Here is a 24358-nt window from a genome sequence, read left to right on the forward strand (position 1 = left end):
CGGGAAGTTTAGCGGAGAAAGTGAAAATTGACCATGAAACATGATTGACCAACGGTAGGCACGTCTCTATACTCCGCCGCCACAAGCCCTGATGGCGGAATTGGTAGACGCGGCGGATTCAAAATCCGTTTTCGAAAGGAGTGGGAGTTCGAGTCTCCCTCGGGGCACCAAACAGCAGTACCTTCAAGGGGCTAAGCGCCTTGAAGCGAGAAAAAACCGGCCATGTTTGAGCCGGTTTTTTTTTGGATGGAAATCCACAAGGATCGCCACGGTCAGCACAGCGGCGCAGCCCTCCACAGCATTGATACCTAGGCAACGAAGTCGAGATGCGCAGATAGAAGTGTCCTACTACCTAGATTGCAGCACGCCTGACAGCGAAGCCTGTACGACTATCACTAGGCTATGAATCACTAGCCCTTTACGCAGCCCGATCGCCTAAGGGGCTCGCTTCCACGAAGTCAGAGCTTCTCGCTTTACCCATCGCCAAATGTCCCCTGCCACAGAACGATTCTGCTCAGACACTCGCTTTTTGATCATTGCCAACACGATCAGCAATAGCTCAGGCTCTTCGCAACCAAAGCGCTCGGGGATAAAAAGCAAGTCGTACCAGGAAAGAATTTCATAAACCGAACCGTCGCCAGCCGCATCTTTCTTGACAAATGAGACTATGTCTTTCTGCAGTGAGCGGATAGCTATGCACGATTTTGTTTCCACCCAGCTGTCAACGATTTCGTCGAGGGTCAGAATGGCAGTACGCTGACTTTCAGGTAAATACTCTTGAACTCCGTCACTCAGATCTTGCATAAAATCAATAAGCTGCATATATCCACGCATGGAAGCCTCAGAGCGCAGGGAATGCCGTCACAATATAAGCTGGCATATGGTTGAATTCCTTGAACTCCACCACGACGACGATGTTTTTCATCCCAATAGGCTTATCGGCAGCCGTGCGAGTGATACCCCACCCCACCTCCTCCATAAAACTCATCTTTAATGTAAGCCTATTATTTTTTCGTAAGAATTTTAGCTTTGAATAACCGCTTTGGTCACAAGTGTAGGCTCAGGTACACCGCAGAGAAGCCCCGCTCCGGCCAACTCAATAATGCCGCCGACAAGTCGCAGACTGCCGAATATACGATTGTGCCTTATCTCCGTTTCGGATAATGACTCATGTTCCAGAATGGCTGCCATCTGGGCATAACTGAGAAGAACACGGAATTCTTCCTGAATAGACATAAAACTTCCTTATGGACTTCAGCGACTCCGGATAGAGATGCTCAAGGGGTGCCTGGTACGAAGCCGCAGGAAGCTAATGGGACTCTGTGTTATAACAAGCGGAAAGGTAATGCAGATCGATATTTCATCCACTTCCTACCTCATGACGCGATATCTCCTACAACCAAGCTGCAGGATCTGTATCTAGAAGAAACTCGAACACCATCGAGAAACGCCGATTGGGCGGTTCGCTTGCTAAATAAAAACGCCAAGTCTTATGGGCAAGATACGCCAAATTGAATATCAGGGTTGCGCTGGAAGTTAATCACCGCAACCCGTTTTTACCCCCCTTCAGAAATCCTGCGCAGTCGGCCGCAGCACAATCTCATTGATGTCTACGTCTGCCGGTTGCTCAATGGCGAAGGCAATCGCCCGGGCGACCGACTCAGCCGGTATGGCCATCTTGTAGAACTCGTTCACGACTTCGGCGCTTGGCTGGTGCCCGCTGCCCAGTTTGAGTTCGGACTCTACGGCACCCGGCTCGATGGTGGTCGTACGGATCTTGCTGCCGACCTCGTGACGCAGACCATCGGAGATGGCGCGGACGGCAAACTTGGTGCCGCTGTAGACCGAACCGCCCGGGCTGAAGACTTTGATACCAGCCACCGATGAAATGTTGATGAAGTGGCCGAAGCCCTGAGCTTCGAATTTGGGGAGCGCAGCAGCAATGCCGTAGAGCACGCCCTTGATGTTGATGTCGATCATCCGATCCCATTCATCGACCCGCCGTTCGGTAATGGGCGCGATGGCCATGTAACCGGCGTTATTGACCATCACGTCGACCATACCGAAGTCTTCGACAGCATGTGCAACAAGCGCTTCGAGGTCTTCGCGGCGGGTGACGTCGACGGTGTAGGCCGATGCCTGACCGCCTTCTGCCCTGATTTCGCTGACGATGACGTCCATGCGTTCCTGACGACGCGCAGCCAGTACGACCTTGGCGCCAAGCCTTGCCAAATGCCGCGCGGTGGATTCGCCCAGGCCGCTGCTGGCGCCGGTGATGATGACGACTTTACCTTGGATGCCACTGTTCATGATCAATCTCCTGCTGACTCTTGGGTTAGGGGGTTGAGAGCAGTTTGCGCTGGAACCCCGAAACAGAAAATGGAAGAGTTAGGCTTTCAGAATTCCACTTTCTGGAACTCTTTTTGAAAGAAGGTCAACCGATGCTCAATCGCATGGAAATGCTGCGGATATTCGTTGTGGCGGCGCAGGCACCCAGTTTTCGTGAGGCAGCGAACCGGCTCGGCACCTCCCCCCAAAAAGTGACACGGGCCGTGCAGGCGCTGGAGCGTACCTTCGCCGAGCCGCTGTTCCATCGGAGCACGAGGCAGGCACAGCTCACTGCCTTCGGTGCGCAAATGGCGCAGCAGGCCCAAGAAGCACTCGGCCAACTGGACCGGCTATTCATTTCGCATACCCGAGAGCCACGAGAGAGCATCAGCGGACGGGTGGGCATCACCGCGCCCCACGCGATCGGCAAGCTGTACCTGGTCAGATTCCTTGCGCCGTTGATGCAAGCGCATCCGGCGTTGCGAATTGAATTGAGCCTAGACGACGAATTGACCGACGCCGTGGCGTCGCGCATCGATATCGGCGTCCGGATTGGCACGGTGCGGGATCGCCGGTACATCGCTCGCTCAGTCTGCCCGGTGCGTCTGAAAATCGTGGCAGCGCCCGCGCTACTGGCATCCGGAGGGGCTCCTTCCGACCTGGAAGCTTTGAAGCAACGCCCACTTTCAGTCCTTATCGACCGAAACAACGGTCGGCCATGGCCTTGGTTCTTTGCGCAGGGCCAGACTTATCTGCCGCCCTCACCCGCTTTTTCCTGCGACGATCCGGAGACCGAACTGGAGTTCATGTTGGCGGGCCTGGCGATCGGCCAAATGCCGACGTATCTGGCCGAACCCGCTTTGAGTAGCGGAGCGCTGGTGGAAGTTTTGCCCGAGATCGCCCCGCCTGCCATTGATCTGATGATCTACCGTACACAGTCAGGCCCCGTACCACCGCGAGTGCGATTGGTCTACGACCATTTGATGACATGCCTCAGCGACTCGCAGGTGTTCCCGCAGTGAAACACCGAATAACTTCCTCGTCTCAAGCTGCTGCTCAGACATGGAGCAGAGGGATTGGGCACGGTTAGCGGCGTGTCTTTCGGCGAATAGCGGATTTGTATTTCGTCCCTTTCCCGGCGTGACCGCGCGGTTATCTACTAACCTGATACTGACTGATCCAAAGCGAATGGACCCCATGCTCAACCTCGCTGATCGGACAGAAACAACAATGAAAGATCCCTACGCGTTCGGTTTCTATTGCGCCCTTTTCGCGCTCGCCGCGATGACCGGGTCTGTCTTTTACGAGTCCTATTCCATCGTCGGTGTTTCAGGGTCGGCGCGGGCCTATGACGTCATCAATTCGTGCGCCTCACTTATCCAAGCGCTCGCGGCGATGGGCTTGGTTGGCCTGGCATTCAAAGCCTATCGCGCGTGGAAGAATGAAATCATCCACAACAAGGCCCTGGGGATTATCTGGGACGCCAACGTGGCGTTTCGTGAGATCGAGCTGAGTTTCAACGAGTGGTTTTTTGGGCCGAACGCCGTAGAAAAAGCCAACAGCGAAGGGGCGCGGATCACCTCGTTACTGGCTACCAGCCCCTTCGGTGCAAGCCTGCGCAGCTTCAAGAAACAGTGCATTCTCATCGACAAAGTCGTCATCAAGAACGACTGGCAGTGGGTCAATCACGCCACTGAGCTGGATATGCTGGCCCGAGTCTTAAGCATGGATGCCTTTCGCCCGACCAACAAAACCAAGGAGACCGCTAACATCATCGATTTTCTTTATTCGCGTGAAGGTGAAGCGTTGAAGCGGACTCAGGGCGAGTGGGAAATGTTGATGAAGGTAATCGAAAAAGATCTCGCCGCGCTCGAGGCAGCTTACCGCGACTAGGTCTTTCAACCGCCTCCGAATGAATAGAACTGTTCATTCGCGGTTCAGGTCGAACGGCATGCCTGCTGCGTTACCTCGCGGCCCCTCCCTACCCCGAGATCCCTGCTGCTCATGTTCGAACACCTCGACATCACTTCCCTGCTGGCCCATTACGGTTATTGGGCGATTTTCATTGGCTGCCTGCTGGAAGGCGAGACGATCCTGATCCTCGGCGGCCTGGCGGCGCACCAGACGTCATTGCGGTTGGTGGACGTCATTGTCGTCGCCACACTGGGGGGAATGATCGGCGATCAGATCCTGTTCTGGATCGGGCGCTCCTTTGGCCCCCGCCTGTTGCCACGTCTGCATCGAAAGCAGGCCGCCATCGACCGCGTATCCGACCTGATCAAACGCTACCCCACCGCTTCCATCTTTTCCGTCCGTTTCCTTTACGGCATGCGGCTGGTGGGCCCTTTGGTCATTGGCGCGAGCCGGCTGTCCCCGTTTCGATTTGCGGTGATCAACCTGCTGGGCGCAGGCGTCTGGGCCACCCTGTTCGTCATGGCCGGCTACTGGGCAGGTCAAGCACTCGAGCATCTGCTGGGCAATCTCAAGCCTTATCGACTCCCCATCATTCTCGGCGTCGTCGTGATCGCGGCGGGCGTCGCGCTGTACCGACATCACCGCGCAAAGGCTCGCATCGGCGGGACGCCAAAGCCATAGGCGCTACCGCCCGGCGAGCCCTTGCGTCGGGCGGCAACGCTTCCCTTAAGGCGCGCATCGCTCTATAACCACAGCCTGGCTTATCGACTGGCAGGGATTTCCAAAATGAAGGCATGTTTCACCTCCATGTTACTGGTGGCTGTGGCTGGCGTCGCACACGCGCAGGCGTCGGAGTCAGCGTCACATCTGGACACTGTCCTTCAGCGGGGCGAGCTGGCGGTGTGTACCACCGGCGATTACAAGCCTTATACCTTTCATACAGCGGACGGACAGTACGAAGGCATCGACATCGAGATGGCGCAGTCGCTGGCGCAGAGCCTGGGGGTGAAACTGCAGTGGGTACCGACCACGTGGAAGACGCTGATGACCGATTTCACAGCGGGTAAATGTGACATCGCAATGGGTGGGATATCGGTGACGCTGGAGCGGCAGAAGAAGGCCTTCTTCAGCAACACGCTAGATGTCGACGGCAAGATTCCTTTGGTGCGCTGCGAAGACGAATCCAAGTACCAGACCATTGAACAGATCAACCAGGCAGACGTGCGCCTGATCGAACCACAGGGTGGGACGAATGAAGCCTTCGCCCGGGCGCATCTGCCTGCTGCGAAGCTGGATTTTCATGACAACAAGACCATCTTCCAGCAATTGCTGGACAAGAAGGCCGACGTCATGATCACCGACGCTTCGGAAGCCTTGTATCAGCAGAAGCGCCTGCCAGGCCTGTGCGCGGTCAATCCATCGCGTGCCATGCAATACGGTGAGAAGGCCTACCTTTTGCCTCGCGACGATGTGAGCTGGAAAGCCTATGTCGACCAATGGCTGCACTTGTCCAAGGCGACCGGGGCTTATCAGAAAGTCGTCGGCGAATGGCTCGCGGTGCCGGGCGAGTAATGCTTTCCACGCAAGCGAACCGGGCGCGGGGCACTTCTCACCCGCGGTGAATCGTTTTCGGGGGTCAGGGTTGTATAGCGCGCTGGCGATTGCGCATCATGTCACCCTGACTCTCTGCCCGTGGACCCGGCCGCCCCATGAAGACCAGCAGGAATATCACGCGCGCGTTCTGTGTCGAGCTACAGCAAGAGCTGTCGATCGTTGCAGCTCGACGGGAATACTTCTCCCAGGAATTGCCGCGCACGCGGTTCAACTTCCTCTGCTCGAGTGAGGCCTGTCGCGCCCAGGGTGTGAAAATCACCGGCGTGCGATATGACGTGAAACCTCAGGAGCACCCCACGTTCGTTGCTGCCCATTTTCGCGCCAACCCTCATTACGCACATGACCCTGATTGCGAGTGGGTCGACGAAACGGATCTCTCCGGCCAAACGCCGGCTGCCGAGCCGGAAACGGCGTTGGGTAAAGCCAAGCGCAAGCTGGATGACTACATCGACGTGTTCGACCCGGCCCTGCGAGAACCGCCGAAGCGGGAGCCCGTCGCGGTAAAGCCTGACGAAGCAGTGCCGGAGCGAGCTGCGCCTGCAACCCCCAGCGACCAAAGCGCCAAGGGCAAACGGACTGAAACACGCACGAACAACCTGGAAAGACTGGTCGACTGCTTTCGCCAGGCGCAGGCCCAACTCACTAAAGATGAGTTTGCACTGTTGACGTTGCGCATCCCCGGACAGGGAGAGGTGTCGCTACGGTCGTACTTCCGTCACATCAAATACGCTCAACCCGGCGAAGAACAACGGGTGTTGTATGGTGGCGGACTGGTGGAGCGTTATGGCACTGGGTTCAAATTCAAATTCTTCGACAGGCTGCAGGGCAAGCTGGTCACGCTGTATGTATCGCCCGCTCAAATGCAAGCGTACCGGTCCAGCCGTTACATCAGCGAATTGCTGAGCCATGCCGATGAGGTCCGCTTCTTCACGGTCTTTGCCTTGGGCACCCTGGTCGCAAGCCCCTCGGGCAAGAGCTACAGCGTGGAGATCGATGACCTGCGCCATTTGGCGATAGTACTGGGCCCCACCAAGGAAAAAGCCGCCGAGATGCCCTAAGCGGTTCCCGCTTCAGACGGCGTTGCGTTTGCGCACGTAATCCAGGAACGTTTCGAGGTCCGACCCCGACAGCATGCGGGCCACATTCTTGACCTCTTCCATCGGCCAGTTCCACCAGGCGGCCTCCAGGAGCTGTTCCCGAACCGATTCGTCGAACCGCCAGCGAATGAACTTGCAGGGGTTACCACCGACCACCGAGAAAGGCGCAACGTCCCGCGTCACCACCGCCCCTGCGGCAACGATGGCCCCGTGCCCGATGGTCACGCCAGAGAGAATCGTGGCTCCCGCACAAATCCAGCAATCACTGCCGATCACCACATCGCCCTTGCTGGGCGCGTAATCCTTGATGTCTTCCAGGCCGTTCATCATGGCGGGAAAGGGGTATGTCGTCAGCCAGTCGGTACGGTGTTCGCCTCCGAGCAGGATCTTCACCCCGGCGGCGATCGAACTGTAGGAACCGATCCGCAGAACGGTGTCATCACCGAATTCGAAGACTTCCGGGATGCCGTACGTACCAGTCCCCACCTCGTAATGAGGATAACGCAGGCGGATTTTCTCCGGCGCGCGTTCGAGTTTGTCCAGGCTGCGCAGGCGCTTGCGGGTTTTACGGGTTTTGAGCAGCTCTAGAAATTTCATGCGGGGGTCCGAAGCGGAAAAACGGGCGCGGCGCGGTTCGATCAACCGCTCTGGCGATGCAGCAACAGCCGCTTGAAACGACGAAATGTGGTTTTGTTGAATTGGCGTAACGGTATGGAGCGCAGCAAGGTCCAGGCGTACTTTTTGTCGTTGACGACGGCGTATTTCAAGGCCTTGTTGATGATGGCCGTCAAACCCCGCTTGTAGGCCGGATGCGAGCGATAAGGCTCGATGGTGCGCATGTCGGCATCGAGCAGCACCTTGTAACGCCGGGACAGGTTGTTGGGATGCCGACGGTAGCGGGTGACACTGACAGGCAGGACGTGGACTTCATACCCCTTGCTCGCAATCTTCAGCGTCATCTGAAAGTCTTGAACCCGGATGTCGGGGTCATAGAAATCGACTGCCCGAAGCGCATCCATCCGATACAGCGAAACGGGAGCGCCCACCACCAGCGCGCCCGCCAGAATTTCATCGAAGGTCAGCTTCTTGATCGCCGAAAGCTGTTGCGTCTTGGTGTCGTTGCCATCGGAGTCCATGTAGATGATCAACGCGCCGACGCAGCCGACCTCAGGGTGACGGTCCAGATAATCGGCACGTAGACGGACCGAGGACGGCAACATGATGTCGTCCAGATCAGGTGTGCAGACGTACTGGCCACGGGCGTACTTCAGACCATGGTTCAGCGCGGCACTGACCCCTTGGTTGGCTTGGGAATACAGTTGGAAATCGTATGTGCCCCTCAACGCCTCAAGCATCGCCACGCTGTTATCGGTCGACCCGTCATCCACGATGATGACTTCGAAGTTCGGATAGTCCTGCGCGAAAATGCTCGCCATCGCAACGTCCAGATATTTCTCGGCGTTGTAGCAGGGGGCAATGATCGATACGAGGGGCATCGAGTCGCTTGATGGACAGATTTCTTGCTTGATTGGGTCGGTCATAAGTCTATGTGGCGCCGCTCTACGACTGGATCGCCGACTCTGCGTTACGATCCGTGTACATACCCGGCACATGATGCGGCAAAGCGATGAGTTTTGTCATGGGATGATTGGCAACGCAAGTGCCAATCACGCGGCTGAGGTGAACGCGTCGATGTTTTCACGAACGTTGGACGGTTGCGCGCACTATAAAAAAAACCCGTCGATCTTGCGAACGACGGGGTTGGCTCTTTCGTGTCAGGCAATCAGGGAGCGGCGTAGGTGACGAGCAGTTCCTTGGTGACCTGAAAGTCCAGCGACATCGCCACGCTCAGCGCCGTGATGGTGAAGATGGAAAACACGAACAGTTTGCGTGCCCAGACGGTGTCGTCCTTGGCTTTGTATCCGGTCCAGGCCATATACAGCCAGTACATGCCCATGGCAGCAGCGACAGCCAGATAGTTGAGGCCTGCGGCACCGCAGAACGTCAGCATCAGGGTTGCGACCAGGAAAGCCAGGATGTAGACCAGAATGTGCAGCTTGGCGACCCGGATGCCACGTTTGACCGGAAGAACCGGAATCGAAGCCGCCAGGTAGTCGTTGAAACGGAAAATGGCGATGGCGTAGGAGTGCGGCATCTGCCACAGGCTGAACATGACCAGCAAGGTCAGCGCTGCGAGGTCGAAGCTGTTGCTCACCGCGACATAACCGATCACCGGCGGCATGGCACCCGACAGACTGCCGACCAATGTGCCATGAACCGATTTGCGCTTCAGATAGAGGCTGTAGAACCCCACATAGATCACGAAACCGATCACGGCAAACAGCGCCGCCAATGGGTTGGCCTTGTAGTACAGCATGGCAACACCGACGACTCCCAGAACCGTGGCATAGGCCAGGGCCAGTTTCAACGAAACCAGGCCCTGCACCAGCACACGATTACGAGTGCGCTCCATCTTCAGATCGATATCGCGGTCGATGCAGTTGTTGAAGACACAACCGGAAGCGACGACCAGCGACGTGCCGATCATCGCAACCAGGAACAGGCCAAAGTCGACATGCCCCTTGGACGCCAGAAAAAAGCCACCCGCCACCGAAAGCACGTTACCGAAAATGATCCCCGGTTTGGTGATTTGGATAAAGTGCTTCAGCGACATCAGGTTTTCCTCACTTCGCCATCATGACGGTGTGAATGCTGAACATGATCCAGACAGACAGGCCAACCAGCAGGACGATGACCAACGTGGCGAACGCGAAGGTGATCACATTGTTACGTTGCGCGATCGAACGGTCCAAGTGCAGGAAATACACGAGGTGAACCAGGACCTGCACGATTGCGAAGATCAGGACGATCCACAAGGTTGCGGTTTTCGACAGTGTCGGAAACATCACCAGACCGAAAGGAATCGCGGTCAGGATGATCGACAGGACGAAACCGATCATGTACGACTTGAAGCTGCCGTGGCTGGCATCGTCGTGAGAGTGATGCGAATTAGCCATTTAAATGGTCCCCATCAGGTAGACAACGGTGAACACACAGATCCAGACCACGTCCAGGAAGTGCCAGAACAGACTGAGCATGCTCAGGCGAGTCTGGTTGGTCGAAGTCAGGCCGTTCTTGCTGACCTGATACATCAGGATCGCCATCCAGATCAGACCGCTGGTGACGTGCACACCGTGGGTACCGACCAGCGTGAAGAACGCCGACAGGAAGCCGCTGCGGTTAGGGCCGTAGCCTTCTTCGATCAGCAGATGGAATTCGTTGACTTCCATGCCGATGAAGCCCAGACCGAACAGGAAGGTGATGAACAACCAACCCAGCACGCCAGCTTTGTTGCCTTTGTGCATCGCGAGCATCGCGAAGCCGTAGGTGATCGAGCTGAGCAACAGGCAGGCGGTTTCGCCCAGCACGTAGGGCAGCTCGAAGATGTCGTGGCCCGAAGGACCACCGGCGACGTTGTTAACCAGCACTGCATAGATGGCGAAGATCGACGCAAACAGGATGCAGTCGGTCATCAGGTAGATCCAGAAGCCGTAGATCTTCATCTCGCCGGCATCGTGGTGATCATGGGCGTGGTCATGATCGTGATCGTGACCTTTCGCCCCATCAAATACTAAGTTCGACATTGTTTATGCCTGCTCCAGCTTGTTGACAGGAGAATTCGCCTGGGCGTTACGCACCGAGGCCAGGATCTTGTGTTGCTCGCCTTCGATACGTGCCACTTCGGAAGCAGGAACCATGTAGCCCTGATCGTCGCGTGCAGCGTGGATGACGAAGTAAACGACGGTGCCGATCAGACTGGCGGCAGCCAGCCAGAAGATGTGCCAGATCATCGCGAAGCCGAAGACGGTGAGCAGAGCGCCCATTACCAGGCCAGTCGCGGTGTTGTTCGGCATGTGAATGTCGGAGTACTTGGCCGGAACCTTGTACGCTTCACCATCACGCTTAGCGGCATAGAATGCGTCGATTTCTTCAGCCTTCGGCAGTTCTGCGAAGTTGTAGAACGGCGGTGGCGAGGAAGTGGACCATTCCAGTGTGTGGCCATTCCATGGGTCGCCGGTGACGTCCAGGTTCTGCTTGCGATCGCGGATACTCACGTAGATCTGGATCAGCTGACAGGCGATACCGATCATGATCAGCGCAGCACCCCAGAAAGCGACGTGCAGGTAAGGGGTCCAGTCCGGGTTGTCAGTGGTGTTCAGACGACGGGTCATGCCCATGAAGCCCAAGGCGTACAGCGGCATGAACGCCACGTAGAAGCCCGAGATCCAGAACCAGAACGCTGCCTTGCCCCACTTCTCGTTCAGCTTGAAGCCGAATGCTTTAGGGAACCAGAACGCGAAGCCCGCGATGTAACCGAATACCGCACCACCGATGATCACGTTGTGGAAGTGTGCGATCACGAACAGGCTGTTGTGCAGAACGAAGTCAGCACCCGGAATCGCCAGCAGAACGCCGGTCATACCACCGATGGAGAAGGTGATCATGAAGCCCAGGGTCCAGCAGACTGGCGCGGTGAAGCGCAGACGGCCCTGGTAGATCGTGAACAGCCAGTTGAACAGTTTCACACCCGTCGGGATGGAAATCAGCATCGTTGCCAGACCGAAGAAGGCGTTGACGCTGGCGCCCGAACCCATGGTGAAGAAGTGGTGCAGCCAAACCATGAAGCCCAGTACGGAAATCGCGCCCGATGCGTAGATCATCGAGTGATGGCCGAACAGACGCTTGCCGGTGAAGGTCGAGATGACTTCGGAGAAGACACCGAACGCCGGCAGAATCAGGATGTAAACCTCGGGGTGACCCCATGCCCAGAACAGGTTCACGTACATCATTGGGTTACCGCCCAATTCGTTCGTGAAGATGTGGAAGTCCAGGTAACGGTCGAGGGTCAGGAACGCCAGGGTGCCGGTCAGGATCGGGAACGAAGCCACGATCAGGACGTTGGCCCAGGTGCAGGTCCAGGTGAAGATCGGCATGTCCATCAGCTTCATGCCTGGGGTGCGCATCTTCAGGACGGTAACCAGGAAGTTAACGCCCGTCAGTGTCGTACCCAGACCGGACAACTGAAGCGCCCAGATGTAGTAGTCCACACCCACGCCCGGGCTGTAGCCCAGTTCAGACAGCGGTGGATAGGCAACCCACCCAGTGCGAGCGAATTCGCCGACGCCCAGGGAAACGTTCACCAGCACCACACCAGAGATCAGCAGGTACAGGGACAGGGAGTTCAGGAACGGGAAGGCAACGTCGCGAGCGCCGATCTGCAGAGGCAGAACGATGTTCATCAGGCCCGTGAAGAACGGCATCGCCATGAAGATGATCATGATCACACCGTGGGCGGTGAAGATCTGGTCATAGTGCTCAGGCGGCAGATAGCCAGGGGAGCCTTCGGTGGCCAGGGCCAGTTGGGAACGCATCATGATGGCGTCGGCAAAACCACGCAGCAGCATGACCATCGCGATGATGATGTACATCACGCCGATTTTCTTGTGGTCGACCGACGTCAGCCACTCGGTCCACAGGTAGGTCCACTTTTTGAAGTACGTGATCAGACCGAGTACCGCCGCACCGCCGATAGCGATCATGGCAAGCGTGATCATGACTATCGGTTCGTGGAACGGAATCGCGTCCAGACTTAATTTACCAAACATCGTTTACTCCTCTGCCTGCGCAGCTGAATTCTTACCCATGTCCATCCCTTCCATACCGGCCACTTCTTTCTTCTCGTGGACAATCTTGCCCGGCTTCATACCTTCATACTTGTCGATGATGATCTGGAACAGGTTCGGAGTGACCGAGGAGTAGAGTTCAACGGGGTTACGCTCGCTGGGCTTGGCCAGGGCGGCATACTCTTCCGTTGCCAGTTTTTTCGGCGAGTTCTTGACATCGGCAACCCAGGCGTCGAAACCAGCCTGATCGGTTGCGGTTGCCTTGAACTTCATGCCGGTGAAGCCTGCGCCGCTGTAGTTGGCGGAGATACCGTCGAACTCGCCGTTCTCATTGGCGATCAGGTGCAGTTTGGTCTGCATGCCGGCCATTGCGTAGATCTGGCCGCCCAGTGCAGGAATGAAGAACGAGTTCATGACCGAATCGGAAGTGATGCGGAAATTGATCGGGGTGTGAGCCGGGAAGACGATCTTGTTGACGGTGGCGATACCCTGTTCCGGGTAGATGAACAGCCATTTCCAGTCAAGCGAGACCACTTCGATGGTCAGGGGCTTCACGTCCGATTCCAGAGGACGATAAGGGTCCAGCGCGTGGGTGGACTTGTAGGTCACATAGCCCAGCACGATGATGATGGCCAGCGGTACCAGCCAGACCACCAGTTCAATCTTGGTCGAATGCGCCCAGTCGGGCGTGTAGGTCGCGCTCTTGTTTGTGGCACGGTATTTCCAGGCGAAGATGATGGTCATGAAAATGACCGGCACCACGACCAGCAGCATCAGCAGAGTGGCGGTGACGATCAGGTCACGTTCCTGCATGCCGATGTGGCCCTTGGGATCCAGCAGGGTGTAATCGCACCCGCTGAGCAGGAGCATGCTGAAAAGGGCCAAGAAGCCAAAAAACCTGGGGTACCTTTTTTTACTCATCTCACGACCTCTAAAAGCAGCTTTCGCATCGCAGTTGGGTTTCGACCGCCAACACTTCACCCTGCCAGGTGCTGGCAAATGCTTGGATTGAACAGGGGCCTGTCAAGAAGCTTGTGGCCTCGTAACAAATCCGGTTTTGCTGTGATTTCTTATTCGAATGGTGGCAACCGCCAATGCGGTCCAAATCCCTTGGCGCAGCCATTCAGAATTTGACGCAAGAGGCCATCCAAACGGTGTCTACAAAGGCGTAAAAACGCTTTCCGACCTCGATTTACGCCGCCCTTCGCGTGAGGGGGGGCGTTAAGTGGGGGCGATTGTAGGTGCGTAAAGTTTTATTGACTATGAGTTTCTGCGCAACAATTAATTTCCGGATTTGTAAGAATGCGCGCATATGCCGCACTCGAAAAAGCCTCTATGGCCCCAATTTTCCTAAGGTCATTGGGGCACATTTTCACGCAACACTTTGTAATCAGCGTGGTTTCGCCCTGTTTCGGATGATGCCTGCTGGTACCAGAATTACCGTCAGAACAAAAGCGATCAGAGCCCATTGCGCAAGCGATAGTCCGAAAACTGGCGGATATGGCGTCTCGCAAAAGCCAGCCACCTGAAAACCGAGGGGAAACAGGTTCGCCAGCGGCAAGCCGTCCACGATCGGCTGCAAGACGTCGATACCGCAGCTTTCGGTCGGGTGCGTTTGAATCCAGACATGACGTCCTGCTGCAACAATCCCGCCCACCGCGCTGAGCGTAACCAGCACCTCGCAGATGGTCAGGCTCAGGCGCCCGGGCATCGCCGCACCGATGAACGCGAAGATCGCGATGAACAACAACGCATAACGCTGCAGGATACACAGCGGGCACGGGGCCTCGCCCAAGACGACCTGCATGTACAACGCCCCACCGATCAGCGCCAGGCAGATGATGCCCAACAAAACCAGGAACTGCTTTTCACGCCGCAGGTAAATCATCGCTTCAGTCATTCACATACCCTTTGAAGATGGTGTCCATTCAGATCGGCCGATCTGTGTTGCGTGCCCGGTGCGTCCCGGAAAGCCGACGATTCTACCACCGTCGCGGTCTCACACCGGCCAGATGGTTAAGCGATCGGCATTACCGGAACATTAAGCAAAATGCGCAACAATCCCGCTGCGCTCTGCATGTTTTCTTCCTTATATATAGAAGCATGCGACGCTATGACGCAGGGACCGTTCGCCGCACCCTTCCTTATAGAAAGAAGAATGTGCGGCATGACGCGAGCCCGGGCGACTGCACGCGAGGTGGTTCACGTGCGTCGTCACCACCGTTGAGGGCCAGTACGGTTACAAATCCGAGGCCGGGCCGAAGAATTCATACCGGGCTTGTGCGTCTGGCACACCCGCTGCCTTCAATTGACGCTTGACCGCCGCCATGAAGCCTTTGGGTCCGAGAAAGTAGGCGTCCAGATCGCGGTCTTCTGGCAACCATTGTTCGAGGCGCGTCTGGTCGAGGACGCCGAGACCATCCGCGGCCGGGCTTACACCGTCGTCTTCTTGGTACAGATAGAACCGCTTGAGTTGAGGGTGTTTCCCGGCCAGGTCGTCCACCCATTGGCGGAACGCGTGGACCGCACCGCTGCGAGCACAGTGAATGAAGTGAATGGCGCGCGAGGTTGCCAACGCGGCCTCCAACATGGCAAGCGTCGGCGTGATGCCTACGCCGCCACTGATCAGCACCAGAGGTTTGTCGCTGTCGCGCAGGGTGAATTCACCTGAAGGTGCGAACAGTTGAACGCTGTCAGCAATGTGGACCCGGTCATGCAGATAATTGGAGGCCCGGCCCCCCGGTTCGCGTTTCACGCTGATACGGTACTGATTGTTCCTCGCTCGCGCGGACAGTGAATAATTGCGGCGCACCTCCTGGCCGTCCACGGTCAACTGCAGCCCGATGTACTGACCCGCTGTGAAGTCCAGAATCGGCTGCCCATCGGCAGGGGCGAAGTAAAACGAGGTGATTTCTTCACTCTCGCGTATCTTCGCCACGACCGTGAATTCACGCCCGCCGCGCCAACCTCCGGGCGCCCGGGCTTTCTGTTCATACATCTGCTCCTCGGCAGCGATCAGGATCTCTGCCAATTGCCCGTATGCCTTGCCCCATGCCGCCACGACTTCATCGGTGGCAATCTCTGCACCGAGCACGTCGCGGATAGCCTCCAGGAGGCACTCGCCGACCAGTGGGTAATGCTCGGGAAGGATTTGCAGCGCGACGTGCTTGTTGATGATCTTCACCACAAGATCACCCAACTGTTCGAGTTGGTCGATGTGTCTTGCGTACATGAGCACCCCGTTGGCCAGTGCGCGCGGCTGGTCACCACTGGCCTGATGCGCCTGGTTGAACAAAGGGCGGACTTGGGGATAGCGGCCCAGCAATTTCTTGTAGAAATGGGTGGTCAGGGCCTCGCCCCCACTCTCCAGCAACGGGACGGTGGATTTCACGATGGCACGATCGGAAGCAGTCAACATGATGAACTCCTCAAGCTCAATGCGTTAATAACTGCCCTAGGCTTTACAGAAAACGTGCCAGGAAATAAATCTATATAAATCAGTATGTTATTAAGCTCATAGTCTTTTTGACTCGATCTTGAACGTTGTCTTTATGACCAGACAAGAGTCATTTTGACCTGACGCAATCCCCATCCGTAGCGAAAACCGCTAAAGCCTGTCCGCGCCGGGTCGATACACCGTCATCGACAGTTGTTTGCGCCACTGGGTGTAGGCAACCACCGCAAGACAGAAGGCTCACATGTCCAAGAACGTCCGCGCAGATTCACTTTCGCTTCTGCTGTTCACGCTGCGCAGCGGGAAGCTGATGGCGATCAACCTGCTCAAGGTCAGCGAAATCATCCCCTGCCCTCCCCTGACACGGTTGCCCGAATCGCACCCGCACGTCAAAGGCGTGGCGACACTGCGTGGCAATTCGTTGTCGGTCATCGACCTCAGTCGCGCGATCGGCGAGCGCCCACTGCTCGACCCAGACAGTGGCTGCCTGATCGTCACCGACGTCAGTCGCTCCAAGCAGGGGCTGCACGTTCAGGCCGTGAGCAAGATCGTCCACTGCCTGACCACCGACATTCGACCCCCGCCCTACGCCTCGGGCACCAAATCCTTCATCACCGGGGTGACCCAGGTCGACGGGACCCTGGTGCAGGTGCTGGATATCGAAAAGGTCATTCATGGCATTGCCCCGACGCAAATCGAGGCGACGCCCGAAGAGCTGACGCCGGAAGAGAGCGAAGTGTTGGCCAAAGCCCGGATTCTCGTCGTGGATGACAGTCAAGTCGCGCTCCAGCAGTCCGTACTGACTCTGCGCACGCTGGGCATCGAGTGCCACACGGCCCGCAGTGCGCGGGAAGCCATTGACCAGCTCCTGGATTTGCAGGGCACGGCACAACAGATCAACGTCGTGGTGTCCGACATCGAAATGTCGGAGATGGATGGCTATGCTTTCACTCGAACGTTGCGGGAGACACCTGATTTCCAACAACTGTACGTGCTCTTGCACACCTCGCTGGACAGCGCGATGAACGCCGAAAAGGCCAGGCTGGCAGGCGCCAACGCGGTCCTGACCAAATTTTCTTCCCCCGAACTGACGCGATGCCTGATCGAAGCAGCCCGTACCGTGGAAGCCCAAGGGAGCTGAGACCCGGCCCATGTGACGCCTCCACGCGGCACTATTGGCTGATGCGTCGTTCGCTCAGCGAGCCGGTGTCGGTGCCGCTCTGGCAACCGCCGTTGCGGCGCATGCCCTTTGACCGAAACAGTGCACTCGCTGCGCACCGTCTGCTGGCAGAGGGCACTGCCGTCGGGGGCGGCCGGGTGTCCGATTTCGAAACGTGGCTGTGCGCGTTCGAAAGCGATCCGGAATTCGATCCGCAATTATGTTTCGTCATCGCGGACACCCAAGGCGCGATTGCGGTTTGCCAATGCTGGAACAGCGCCTTCATCCGCCATTTGGTGGTGCATCCCCGTGGCCAGCGCCAAGGCATCGCCGAACGACTGCTGAATCTGGCCTTCGGCGCCTTTGCCGCACGCGGAGAAGGTCACGTCGATCTCAACGTCATGGAGAGCAACATCGGGGCCCGTCGTTTGTATGAGCGCGTGGGCATGCGCTATGTGCAGCGTGGAGAACTCGATCCTGCCCGAGCACTCTAAAACGCTGTCACGTTCCGTGACGCCGAAATCGAGGGAGCTTCACATGAAATTGACCGCCTTGGCCCTGATCGCCCTAGCCACCGTCGCAGGTCCGGCTAGCGCGTCGAGCACCGAAGCGTGGAATGCGTTCGACAAAAAGCTGGTCGACAGTTGCGTGGCCGCCAGTACCTTGAAAAACGCCAGACCCGCTGGCGCAGCCGCAATGTTCGATGACAGCGTGGGCTACAACGCCCTGTTGATCAAAGGCCAGTACAAGCAAGCTTTCATGAAGAACAAGACCGGCACCGAGCTGTGCCTGTACGACCGCAAGCATCAGAAAGCGCTGATCACCGAGTGGGATAACGTCACCACACCACCGAAGAAATGAGCTATATCTTCATCCTTTTGCAGGGTGTCTGAGGCTCACTGATGAAAAGCGTGGCGATCGTGCTCTTCCCTGACGTCCAGGCTCTGGATGTTGCCGGCCCGCTGGATGTATTTGCCGAAGCCAACCGCTTCGTCAGCGGGGGCGAAGGCTACACGATCACCACCGTCGGTGCCGCGCCCTACCCCATTCGCGCTTCCAATGGCATGCCGCTCGGCGCCGAGCATACGCTTGAGAGCGCCCCGCCGGTGTTCGATGTCGTGCTGGTTCCGGGCGGCCCGATGTTGCCCGAGAACCCCGAAATGCCGCTCATCACCGACTGGCTGCATAAGGTCACGCCGCAGGCGGGGCGCTACGGGTCGATTTGCACCGGCGCCTTCATTCTCGGCCACGCTGGGCTGCTCGATGACAAGAAGGCCACCACTCACTGGAGCCACGCTCTGGAACTGGCGGAGATGTTTCCGAAAGCAAGGGTCGAGCCTGACCGGATTTACGTGCGCGATGGAACATTGATGACTTCCGCCGGGGTGACCGCGGGCATCGACATGGCCCTTTCTCTCGTAGCCGAAGACCATGGCCCGGCCATCGCGCTGGCCGTCGCCAAACGGCTACTGGTGGTGGCCCAGCGTCAGGGGGGCCAATCCCAGTTCAGCCCGTTCCTCAACACGTCCGCAGAGGACGACTCCCCGGTTGCGAAGATTCAGCGCTATGTGCTGGAGCACATCAGCGAGCCGTTTTCGGTGGAGCGGCTCGCCGACGTCGTTTCGATGAGCCCGCGCAGCTTCGCTCGCGTGTTTGCGCGAGACGCGAAAGTGACGCCCGCCGAGTTCGTTCAGCGAGCGCGAATCGATGCGGCAAGGCGCCTGCTGGAGGGCAGCGAGCGCGCCATAAAAGCCGTGGCGTATGACTGCGGATTCGGCAGCGCAGCCCGAATGCGCCTGATTTTCACCCAACGATTGGGGGTCACGCCAACGCAATATCGCGACAGCTTCCGCAAGGACGGATAAGCCGTGGGCCCATCGCTTATTTGTAGAACAGGTCCACCAGGACCTCTGCGGAAAATGGCCCGGGGATCGGCGCGTCGGTCTGCCAAACCAACTCGGCGTTGAAATCGGCGGTCGCGGAGTAGTTCTCGCCTTGCAGGTCGGTCACATGAAAGGGCTCGTGGTAGCGCACCGGGAGATTGTTACGCGCGTTCGTCAGCCGGATGCCAACGCTGCGGTTGTTGACAGGCACCAGCACGTCCCCCGACAGCACTCCGGAGACAGGGGTAAAGCGCGCATTGAGGCTGAACGGCGAATCGCAGACGCGGCTGGTGGCCAGCGCAAACCGTTGGAAGGTCGCCACCTCGCCCACCCTTACATTCTTGATGGGCACGTCGCCGAACTCGACCGTTTCCGGCATCACGCGCAGCTCGGCGTTGCAAGCCACGAAGCGCAATCCGTTCAGGTTGTTGATGACGTAATTGAGGTTGTTGTCAGGATCTGGATTCATGCCCGTCGCGCTATCGAGCTGGAAGAACCGGTAATCGAGCAGATCACTGGCCACGCCTGAAGGTGGAGTGGGGCCGTACTTCTCGATGAACACCGAAAAGGGCAATGAAAAGGTTACTTTGGGGCACATTGCGAGCCGGGCGCCTGACTCATTGCATGCGGGCAGAATCTGCTGAGTGGGAATCTGCCCCCCGCTTTGCACATGGTCGACACCGCCAAAGGTCAGTCCCGCTCGAATGCCCTGCCCGATCTGACGGTTCTCGGGGTTCAGATAAATCGCGACAGGTTCGGCAGCACCCGGTCGGTCCCGCGCGCACTCGACCTGCAGGTTCAGGCGCTCCGAGCGCCAGACCACGCTGGCGTCCGGCAGGCTCGCGGGGATGGCGACGCTGCTGCTGAGGTCCGCGCGAATGAGCGTTTCGCCACTGCCCTGGGTCTTGCACGTCATGGCCATCCCGGCGGAGGGCAGCAGGATCGCGACGAGCAACGTTGAACGCCAATAGACAGATGAGGAGGTCTTCATGATCAGCATGTCCCTATGGAAGAACGAGGGCCCGAGCTCTGCGGCCGGGCGTGGAAAGGCGCGCTGTCCTGGGGTTGCGCGCAGAAATCACGCTGACCGCCGTAATCGGTCAGCGCTTTGAAGGTCAGCGTGGGAAGCGCCCGCTGGGCGAACGCGGGCGGGACGCGCAGGGCGTGACTGGAAAAAGGATCGAGCATGACGTCGTCGTGCATCCGAGCGCCGTCGATGTCGATCTTGTTCAACGCGACATAAAAGGGGGTCGGGTTGGAAATGCGCAGCAGCGACGGATCATCCGGCATTCGCTGCCAGATAAGCGCTTGAGTGGCCAGCGCCGGATCGCCGGCAAGCCCCTGGGGACGATAGAAGAGGTTGATCCGCTGCCGCACGGCCAGGTTCAACTGTTGCCTGGCGGCACTGCGCCGCGGCACTTCCAGAACGTACAGGTGCAAGAGGGTTTCGCGATCCCGCGCAAGCCCCACCCCCTCGTACAGAACGCGCAACGTTTGCTTGCCCTGCGCTGCCAGTCGTGTGAGGGGTGGCGTGACCGCAAACGGCAGATCCGCCACTGCGCCTCCCCGTTCCTCGGTGGCGGCCTGTGGGTTTTCCAGCCAGGCTTGAACGAGCACCTCGGCAGCGCCGGGATTGCTGATGTCGAGCGTTGCCTCATGAAAGCGGCCATCGAATACCAGTCGCGTTCCGCTCAAAGAAACAACTGCTCGGGCGTGTTGGCTGAGCAGCGCAACGACCAGACCGATCACGACAAGTGATTTGAGTGGTTTCATTGGCAAATGACCTTCAGCCGATCGTAAGCGCGCTGCGGATCGCGCTCAGGCAACTGGTAGCGAGCACGGCACGCGAAATCATCGCCTTTGAGCACCAGCTCACCCGCATCCTTCTCGCTCAACACCAAGGCGCGACTCGTCGGGTCTACGGCTGCCAGCACGTTACCCGATTCATCCTCGACCGATGTTCCCAACGGCAGACGGCTGCCATCCGGGCGCAGCAATTCGAACTGCACCCTTCGCCCGATCTGGGTTTTGAAACTGGCCACCGGTATGGCTCCCCGACGCGGAACCACCTGAAATACGGCGTTCTCCAGCTCGATGTCAGCCCCAAGCTGGCGGGTGTCGAGGCTGATCCAGTTGGCGCGGTAGGGCTGAGCGTAGGGAACCACGGCATAGCCGTTGGAGGAGGTTTCAACATTGCTGTGATTGCTCAAACGGGCGCCGTCGACGTTCTCCACGTGCACCAGGGCGAAGGTTTCGCCCAAGGGCTGACCCACATTCACTCCGCCGCCGTGTACAACGACCGAGCCCGACGCGCCCAAGCTCAACGCACGGAAATCGCTCCCTTGACCGTAACCGGCGTCGAACCGGCCGTATGACGTCGCGGTGTTCAACCTGCCGAACATCGACGTACTCGAACCGCTGGCCCGCCCGGCCTGAAGCGAGTAGAACGTGTTGCGATCACCGAGCACTTGTCCATTCAGGCCTGCCTGCAGATCGTAATCGCCGCGCCGGTCGCGAACCGCGTTGAAGAAAGCCCGTGAGCTGCCCGCGTCGTCGCCGAGTGGAAGGCTCAAGGTCAGTGCGATCCGGTTGTCGCTCTGACGCTGACCATCGCGCTCGAACGTCTGGTTGCGTTCCAGCGACAGGCTGTAGCTGAGGCGGCGCCAGGCCGCGTTCCACGACAGGTAAAGTTGTCGGGTCTTGCCGGCGTCACCCCAGTAACGCTGTTCGGAACCGGTAATGCTTAACGACGCAAACTGCTCGGGCAGCGTCTGGGTCAGATTGATTTCCAAGCGGTCTTTCGCGCGTCCGGCACCTGAAAACGTCAGCCGCTGCTGTTCTTCGAGGTGCTCGTCGAGGGTTCGGTAGGTGTCGGTGGAGTAGCGGTAGCCGGCAACCGCCAGCGTGGTATGCGTCGCCGCCAGCGTGTTGGCATAGCGCAGTCGCAGGCTCTGGCCATTGTCTGTCTGCCCCTGCTGTTGGCTGCTTGATTGGGTCAAGTCCAGCGAGACAGCCCCCACGCCGGTGTTGATGCCGGCACCGACGTTAGCCGCCTGATAGCCCTGCGTGAGTTGCGCGCCACCGGCCACCGTCACCCGGTCGGTCAACCCGTAAATCAGGGTCATGCTGGCCAGTGCGGGCGAATCTTCACCCTGCTCATAGCCGTCGTATTGGCCTGCGGCGAGGCTGTAACGCAGCGCATGTTTGGGAACCATGATCGGCAAGGAAGCATAGGCCTGTGTAAACACGCGTCTGCGGCCGTCGGCTTCGACCACAGTGACTTCCAGGTCGCCATTCGAGCCGCTGGGGTAGATGTCCGAGATCTCGAAAGGCCCCGGTGAAACGTTGCCACTGAACAGCATGAAGCCGTTTTGTCGTACCTCGACGGTTGCGTTGGTTTCTGCGATGCCGCGAATGACCGGGGCATAGATCCGTTCGTTGTCCGGTAGCATGCTGTCGTCGGTCGAGAGCATGGCCCCGACGAAACGAACGCTGTCGAAGACTTGCGAATCGGTGAAGGTTTCCCCAAGCGTCAGTTGGCTCTTGAGGGAGGTGATGTCTCGTTGGAGAAAGGTCCGGTTACTCCGAAACCGATAGGGTTGATTGTCGCCGTAGACGACGGACGACTCATTGCGCAGCCGCCAGGCGCCGAGATTCAGCCCATTGCGCAGCCCCAGGTAATACTGATCCTGTGTCCGATGCTGCCGCTCACGCCGTGCTGCGCTGAACGCGTAACTCACGAAACCTGCCGACACGCCCTCGTCCCACAACTCCGGCGCGATGTATCCCCGAACACTGCGCTGCATCATGGTTTGGGGAATGCTGATATTGAGCCGCAAGCGGTTGGGCTCGTACTCCACGCGAGCGAACTCGACGTTTGCCACCAGATCGAAACATCGGTCGGACGACCCAGGCACGCCCTTGATATCGGCGACGTTCATGCCGAATTGCCCCAGCATGTCCAGCGTCAGACAGGCCTCGATGGTCCCGTTACGAGGGTTGGCGACAAACGTGATGTCGCGTCGGCCACTGAGCACGCGATTGACGAAAATATCCACCCGATACGTACCGGGAAGCACGCTGTTGGCTTGTAGGAACGTGTCGAGGTCTGCCGGTTGATCGGTGCCCTGAATGAAGGCAGTGTTGAACTTCACTGGCGGTGCACTGACGCCGGTCCCGTCTGTCATCGCCATCGCTTCCGGCAACGTCATGCATGCCGTGCTCACTGCGATCCAGAATGACCATGGCTGAATTCCAGATGTCCTTGACTGCCGCTTGGTCCCGCGTGGATCAACGCCACGGGTGACTTTTATCTGGCTTTCCTTGCTGCGCTTGTGTCGCCGTTCCATTAGCTGTGTTCACTCGTGTTCTGAGTTCGATGCACTGCCGAGTCCCTTCTTGCAGGCGTGCGAAGCGAAGCCGGACACAGGTCCGGCTTGAAAAAGTGGGTCAACGAAAAAGCCCTGAGCCTTGTCAGGTTGAAGGATCGGTCTTGATAGCCTGTGCGGGACGGTCTGACGCTACCGTGGCGTGATACCGCTCCTGCGCGCCGAAGTCGTTGATGCTGATGAAGGCCAGTTCAAGCGGCCCACCTCCGGGCTTTTGCAAAGGCATCTGGCGACGCTCACCGGGGGCCAGCATCCTGCTGTCCTCCTCCAGCACGACCTTTGTGCTGCGTCGCCCTTCAAGCTTGATCATCGATACGTGGTAGCGAGTGGGGTTGACCACTTCCAACTGGCCGTCGCGAATTCGCCATTCAAGCGCCTGTGCAGCGTCCAGCGGATCCCCCGTCAAACCCTGTGGCCGATAGAACAATTTGATGCGTTGGCGGATGGCAATCTGCAACTCGTTCTCACGGCCCGCCTGGGGGATTTCCTGAACGCTGAGCCAGAGCACCGACTCGCGATCGGTCGGCAGCCCTTGGCCCGAATACATGATTCTGATCAGTTGCCGAGCATCGCCCGGCAAGCGAGCGAGGGCGGGTGTGACGGCGAACGGAGGCGCTGACGATGCGGTGTCTTCGCCGCCGGTATCGATCCATGACTGCGCCAGCACCTCCGAAGCACCGGTGTTATGCACTTGCAGGCTGACCTCTTTTTGAGCGCCGTCATAAATCACACGCGTGGCGTTCAGTACGATGCCCGCCTGAACCTGGACAGCCAGCGTCATGGCCAGACCGGAGCACAACCAGCGGCCCAACTTACGCATTATCGTAGAAAACATGG

The 24358-nt window shown here is 58.2% G+C and carries 26 protein-coding genes and 1 tRNA gene; 10 read left to right on the forward strand and 17 right to left on the reverse strand.

The window, feature by feature from the left end:
* Window positions 1-85 precede the first annotated feature (85 nt).
* Window positions 86-170, forward strand: a tRNA-Leu gene (locus DBP26_RS01880).
* A 265-nt stretch (window positions 171-435) separates the two neighbouring features.
* On the opposite strand, the gene DBP26_RS01885 is transcribed toward DBP26_RS01880, so the two are convergent.
* The 4 genes from DBP26_RS01885 to DBP26_RS01895 form a co-directional block, all read right to left on the reverse strand.
* Complete coding sequence (locus DBP26_RS01885; RefSeq protein ID WP_146749625.1) at window positions 436-834, reverse strand: hypothetical protein; 399 nt, start codon at window positions 832-834, stop codon at window positions 436-438.
* Window positions 835-841: 7 nt separating this feature from the next.
* On the reverse strand, window positions 842-988 hold the full coding sequence (locus tag DBP26_RS27170; RefSeq protein ID WP_349254547.1) for an RNase A-like domain-containing protein: 147 nt from the start codon (window positions 986-988) through the stop codon (window positions 842-844).
* Between the two features lie 35 nt (window positions 989-1023).
* On the reverse strand, window positions 1024-1236 hold the full coding sequence (locus DBP26_RS27175; protein WP_256600351.1) for a hypothetical protein: 213 nt from the start codon (window positions 1234-1236) through the stop codon (window positions 1024-1026).
* 330 nt (window positions 1237-1566) lie between these two features.
* On the reverse strand, window positions 1567-2310 hold the full coding sequence (locus DBP26_RS01895) for an SDR family oxidoreductase (protein ID WP_108235909.1): 744 nt from the start codon (window positions 2308-2310) through the stop codon (window positions 1567-1569).
* Window positions 2311-2423: 113 nt separating this feature from the next.
* On the opposite strand from DBP26_RS01895, the gene DBP26_RS01900 reads away from it, so the two are divergent.
* From DBP26_RS01900 to DBP26_RS01920, 5 genes are all read left to right on the forward strand, one after another.
* Window positions 2424-3350, forward strand: coding sequence for a LysR family transcriptional regulator (locus DBP26_RS01900; RefSeq protein WP_256600350.1), 927 nt, complete (start codon window positions 2424-2426; stop codon window positions 3348-3350).
* A gap of 175 nt (window positions 3351-3525) precedes the next feature.
* Entirely contained in the window at window positions 3526-4221 is a 696-nt protein-coding gene (locus DBP26_RS01905; RefSeq protein ID WP_146749624.1) for a hypothetical protein, read from the forward strand.
* 111 nt (window positions 4222-4332) lie between these two features.
* The gene (locus tag DBP26_RS01910; protein WP_108235912.1) at window positions 4333-4923 is read left to right on the forward strand and encodes a DedA family protein; all 591 of its coding nucleotides are present in this window, start codon (window positions 4333-4335) and stop codon (window positions 4921-4923) included.
* 105 nt (window positions 4924-5028) lie between these two features.
* Window positions 5029-5814 (forward strand): transporter substrate-binding domain-containing protein, encoded by a 786-nt coding sequence (locus DBP26_RS01915; RefSeq protein ID WP_108235913.1) that lies wholly within the window; start codon window positions 5029-5031, stop codon window positions 5812-5814.
* A 137-nt stretch (window positions 5815-5951) separates the two neighbouring features.
* Window positions 5952-6914: an ATPase gene (locus DBP26_RS01920; protein ID WP_108235914.1), complete on the forward strand. Its 963-nt coding sequence runs from the start codon at window positions 5952-5954 to the stop codon at window positions 6912-6914.
* 12 nt (window positions 6915-6926) lie between these two features.
* Here DBP26_RS01920 and DBP26_RS01925 read toward each other — a convergent pair whose 3' ends face one another.
* From DBP26_RS01925 to hmpA, 9 genes are all read right to left on the reverse strand, one after another.
* Complete coding sequence (locus DBP26_RS01925; RefSeq protein ID WP_108235915.1) at window positions 6927-7550, reverse strand: CatB-related O-acetyltransferase; 624 nt, start codon at window positions 7548-7550, stop codon at window positions 6927-6929.
* 41 nt (window positions 7551-7591) lie between these two features.
* Window positions 7592-8449 carry a glycosyltransferase family 2 protein gene (locus tag DBP26_RS01930; RefSeq protein ID WP_305888002.1) on the reverse strand — a complete coding sequence of 286 codons (858 nt, stop codon included), beginning with the start codon at window positions 8447-8449 and terminating at the stop codon, window positions 7592-7594.
* Window positions 8450-8736: 287 nt separating this feature from the next.
* On the reverse strand, window positions 8737-9627 hold the full coding sequence (cyoE, locus tag DBP26_RS01935; RefSeq protein ID WP_108235917.1) for a heme o synthase: 891 nt from the start codon (window positions 9625-9627) through the stop codon (window positions 8737-8739).
* A 10-nt stretch (window positions 9628-9637) separates the two neighbouring features.
* Window positions 9638-9970 (reverse strand): cytochrome o ubiquinol oxidase subunit IV, encoded by a 333-nt coding sequence (cyoD, locus tag DBP26_RS01940; protein WP_108235918.1) that lies wholly within the window; start codon window positions 9968-9970, stop codon window positions 9638-9640.
* Window positions 9971-10597, reverse strand: coding sequence for a cytochrome o ubiquinol oxidase subunit III (locus tag DBP26_RS01945; RefSeq protein WP_108235919.1), 627 nt, complete (start codon window positions 10595-10597; stop codon window positions 9971-9973). It abuts the gene before it with no gap.
* 3 nt (window positions 10598-10600) lie between these two features.
* Entirely contained in the window at window positions 10601-12619 is a 2019-nt protein-coding gene (gene cyoB, locus DBP26_RS01950; protein ID WP_108235920.1) for a cytochrome o ubiquinol oxidase subunit I, read from the reverse strand.
* A gap of 3 nt (window positions 12620-12622) precedes the next feature.
* Window positions 12623-13558: a ubiquinol oxidase subunit II gene (gene cyoA, locus DBP26_RS01955; RefSeq protein WP_108235921.1), complete on the reverse strand. Its 936-nt coding sequence runs from the start codon at window positions 13556-13558 to the stop codon at window positions 12623-12625.
* 469 nt (window positions 13559-14027) lie between these two features.
* Window positions 14028-14537 (reverse strand): disulfide bond formation protein B, encoded by a 510-nt coding sequence (locus tag DBP26_RS01960; protein ID WP_108235922.1) that lies wholly within the window; start codon window positions 14535-14537, stop codon window positions 14028-14030.
* 339 nt (window positions 14538-14876) lie between these two features.
* The gene (gene hmpA, locus DBP26_RS01965) at window positions 14877-16055 is read right to left on the reverse strand and encodes an NO-inducible flavohemoprotein (protein WP_108235923.1); all 1179 of its coding nucleotides are present in this window, start codon (window positions 16053-16055) and stop codon (window positions 14877-14879) included.
* Window positions 16056-16335: 280 nt separating this feature from the next.
* Between hmpA and DBP26_RS01970 the strand changes: the two genes are divergently transcribed.
* Genes DBP26_RS01970 through DBP26_RS01985 form a run of 4 tightly spaced genes read left to right on the forward strand, consistent with a single transcriptional unit; the run spans window position 16336 to window position 19115 of the window.
* On the forward strand, window positions 16336-17232 hold the full coding sequence (locus tag DBP26_RS01970; protein WP_108235924.1) for a chemotaxis protein: 897 nt from the start codon (window positions 16336-16338) through the stop codon (window positions 17230-17232).
* Window positions 17233-17273: 41 nt separating this feature from the next.
* Entirely contained in the window at window positions 17274-17744 is a 471-nt protein-coding gene (locus DBP26_RS01975) for a GNAT family N-acetyltransferase (protein WP_256600348.1), read from the forward strand.
* A gap of 43 nt (window positions 17745-17787) precedes the next feature.
* Window positions 17788-18111 carry a hypothetical protein gene (locus DBP26_RS01980; RefSeq protein WP_108235926.1) on the forward strand — a complete coding sequence of 108 codons (324 nt, stop codon included), beginning with the start codon at window positions 17788-17790 and terminating at the stop codon, window positions 18109-18111.
* A 41-nt stretch (window positions 18112-18152) separates the two neighbouring features.
* Window positions 18153-19115: a GlxA family transcriptional regulator gene (locus tag DBP26_RS01985; protein WP_108235927.1), complete on the forward strand. Its 963-nt coding sequence runs from the start codon at window positions 18153-18155 to the stop codon at window positions 19113-19115.
* A gap of 16 nt (window positions 19116-19131) precedes the next feature.
* Here DBP26_RS01985 and DBP26_RS01990 read toward each other — a convergent pair whose 3' ends face one another.
* From DBP26_RS01990 to DBP26_RS02005, 4 genes are all read right to left on the reverse strand, one after another.
* On the reverse strand, window positions 19132-20124 hold the full coding sequence (locus DBP26_RS01990; protein ID WP_108236040.1) for a fimbrial protein: 993 nt from the start codon (window positions 20122-20124) through the stop codon (window positions 19132-19134).
* Window positions 20125-20126: 2 nt separating this feature from the next.
* A complete protein-coding gene (locus DBP26_RS01995; protein ID WP_108235928.1) occupies window positions 20127-20906 on the reverse strand; it encodes a molecular chaperone in 780 nt (259 codons plus the stop codon).
* Complete coding sequence (locus tag DBP26_RS02000; RefSeq protein ID WP_108235929.1) at window positions 20903-23344, reverse strand: fimbria/pilus outer membrane usher protein; 2442 nt, start codon at window positions 23342-23344, stop codon at window positions 20903-20905. Before DBP26_RS02000 ends, DBP26_RS01995 begins: the two co-directional genes overlap by 4 nt.
* Window positions 23345-23606: 262 nt before the next feature.
* Window positions 23607-24356, reverse strand: coding sequence for a molecular chaperone (locus tag DBP26_RS02005; protein WP_256600347.1), 750 nt, complete (start codon window positions 24354-24356; stop codon window positions 23607-23609).
* Window positions 24357-24358: the final 2 nt, after the last annotated feature.

The organism is Pseudomonas sp. RIT409 (assembly GCF_003052515.2).
In the GTDB taxonomy this organism is placed as follows: Bacteria; Pseudomonadota; Gammaproteobacteria; order Pseudomonadales; family Pseudomonadaceae; genus Aquipseudomonas.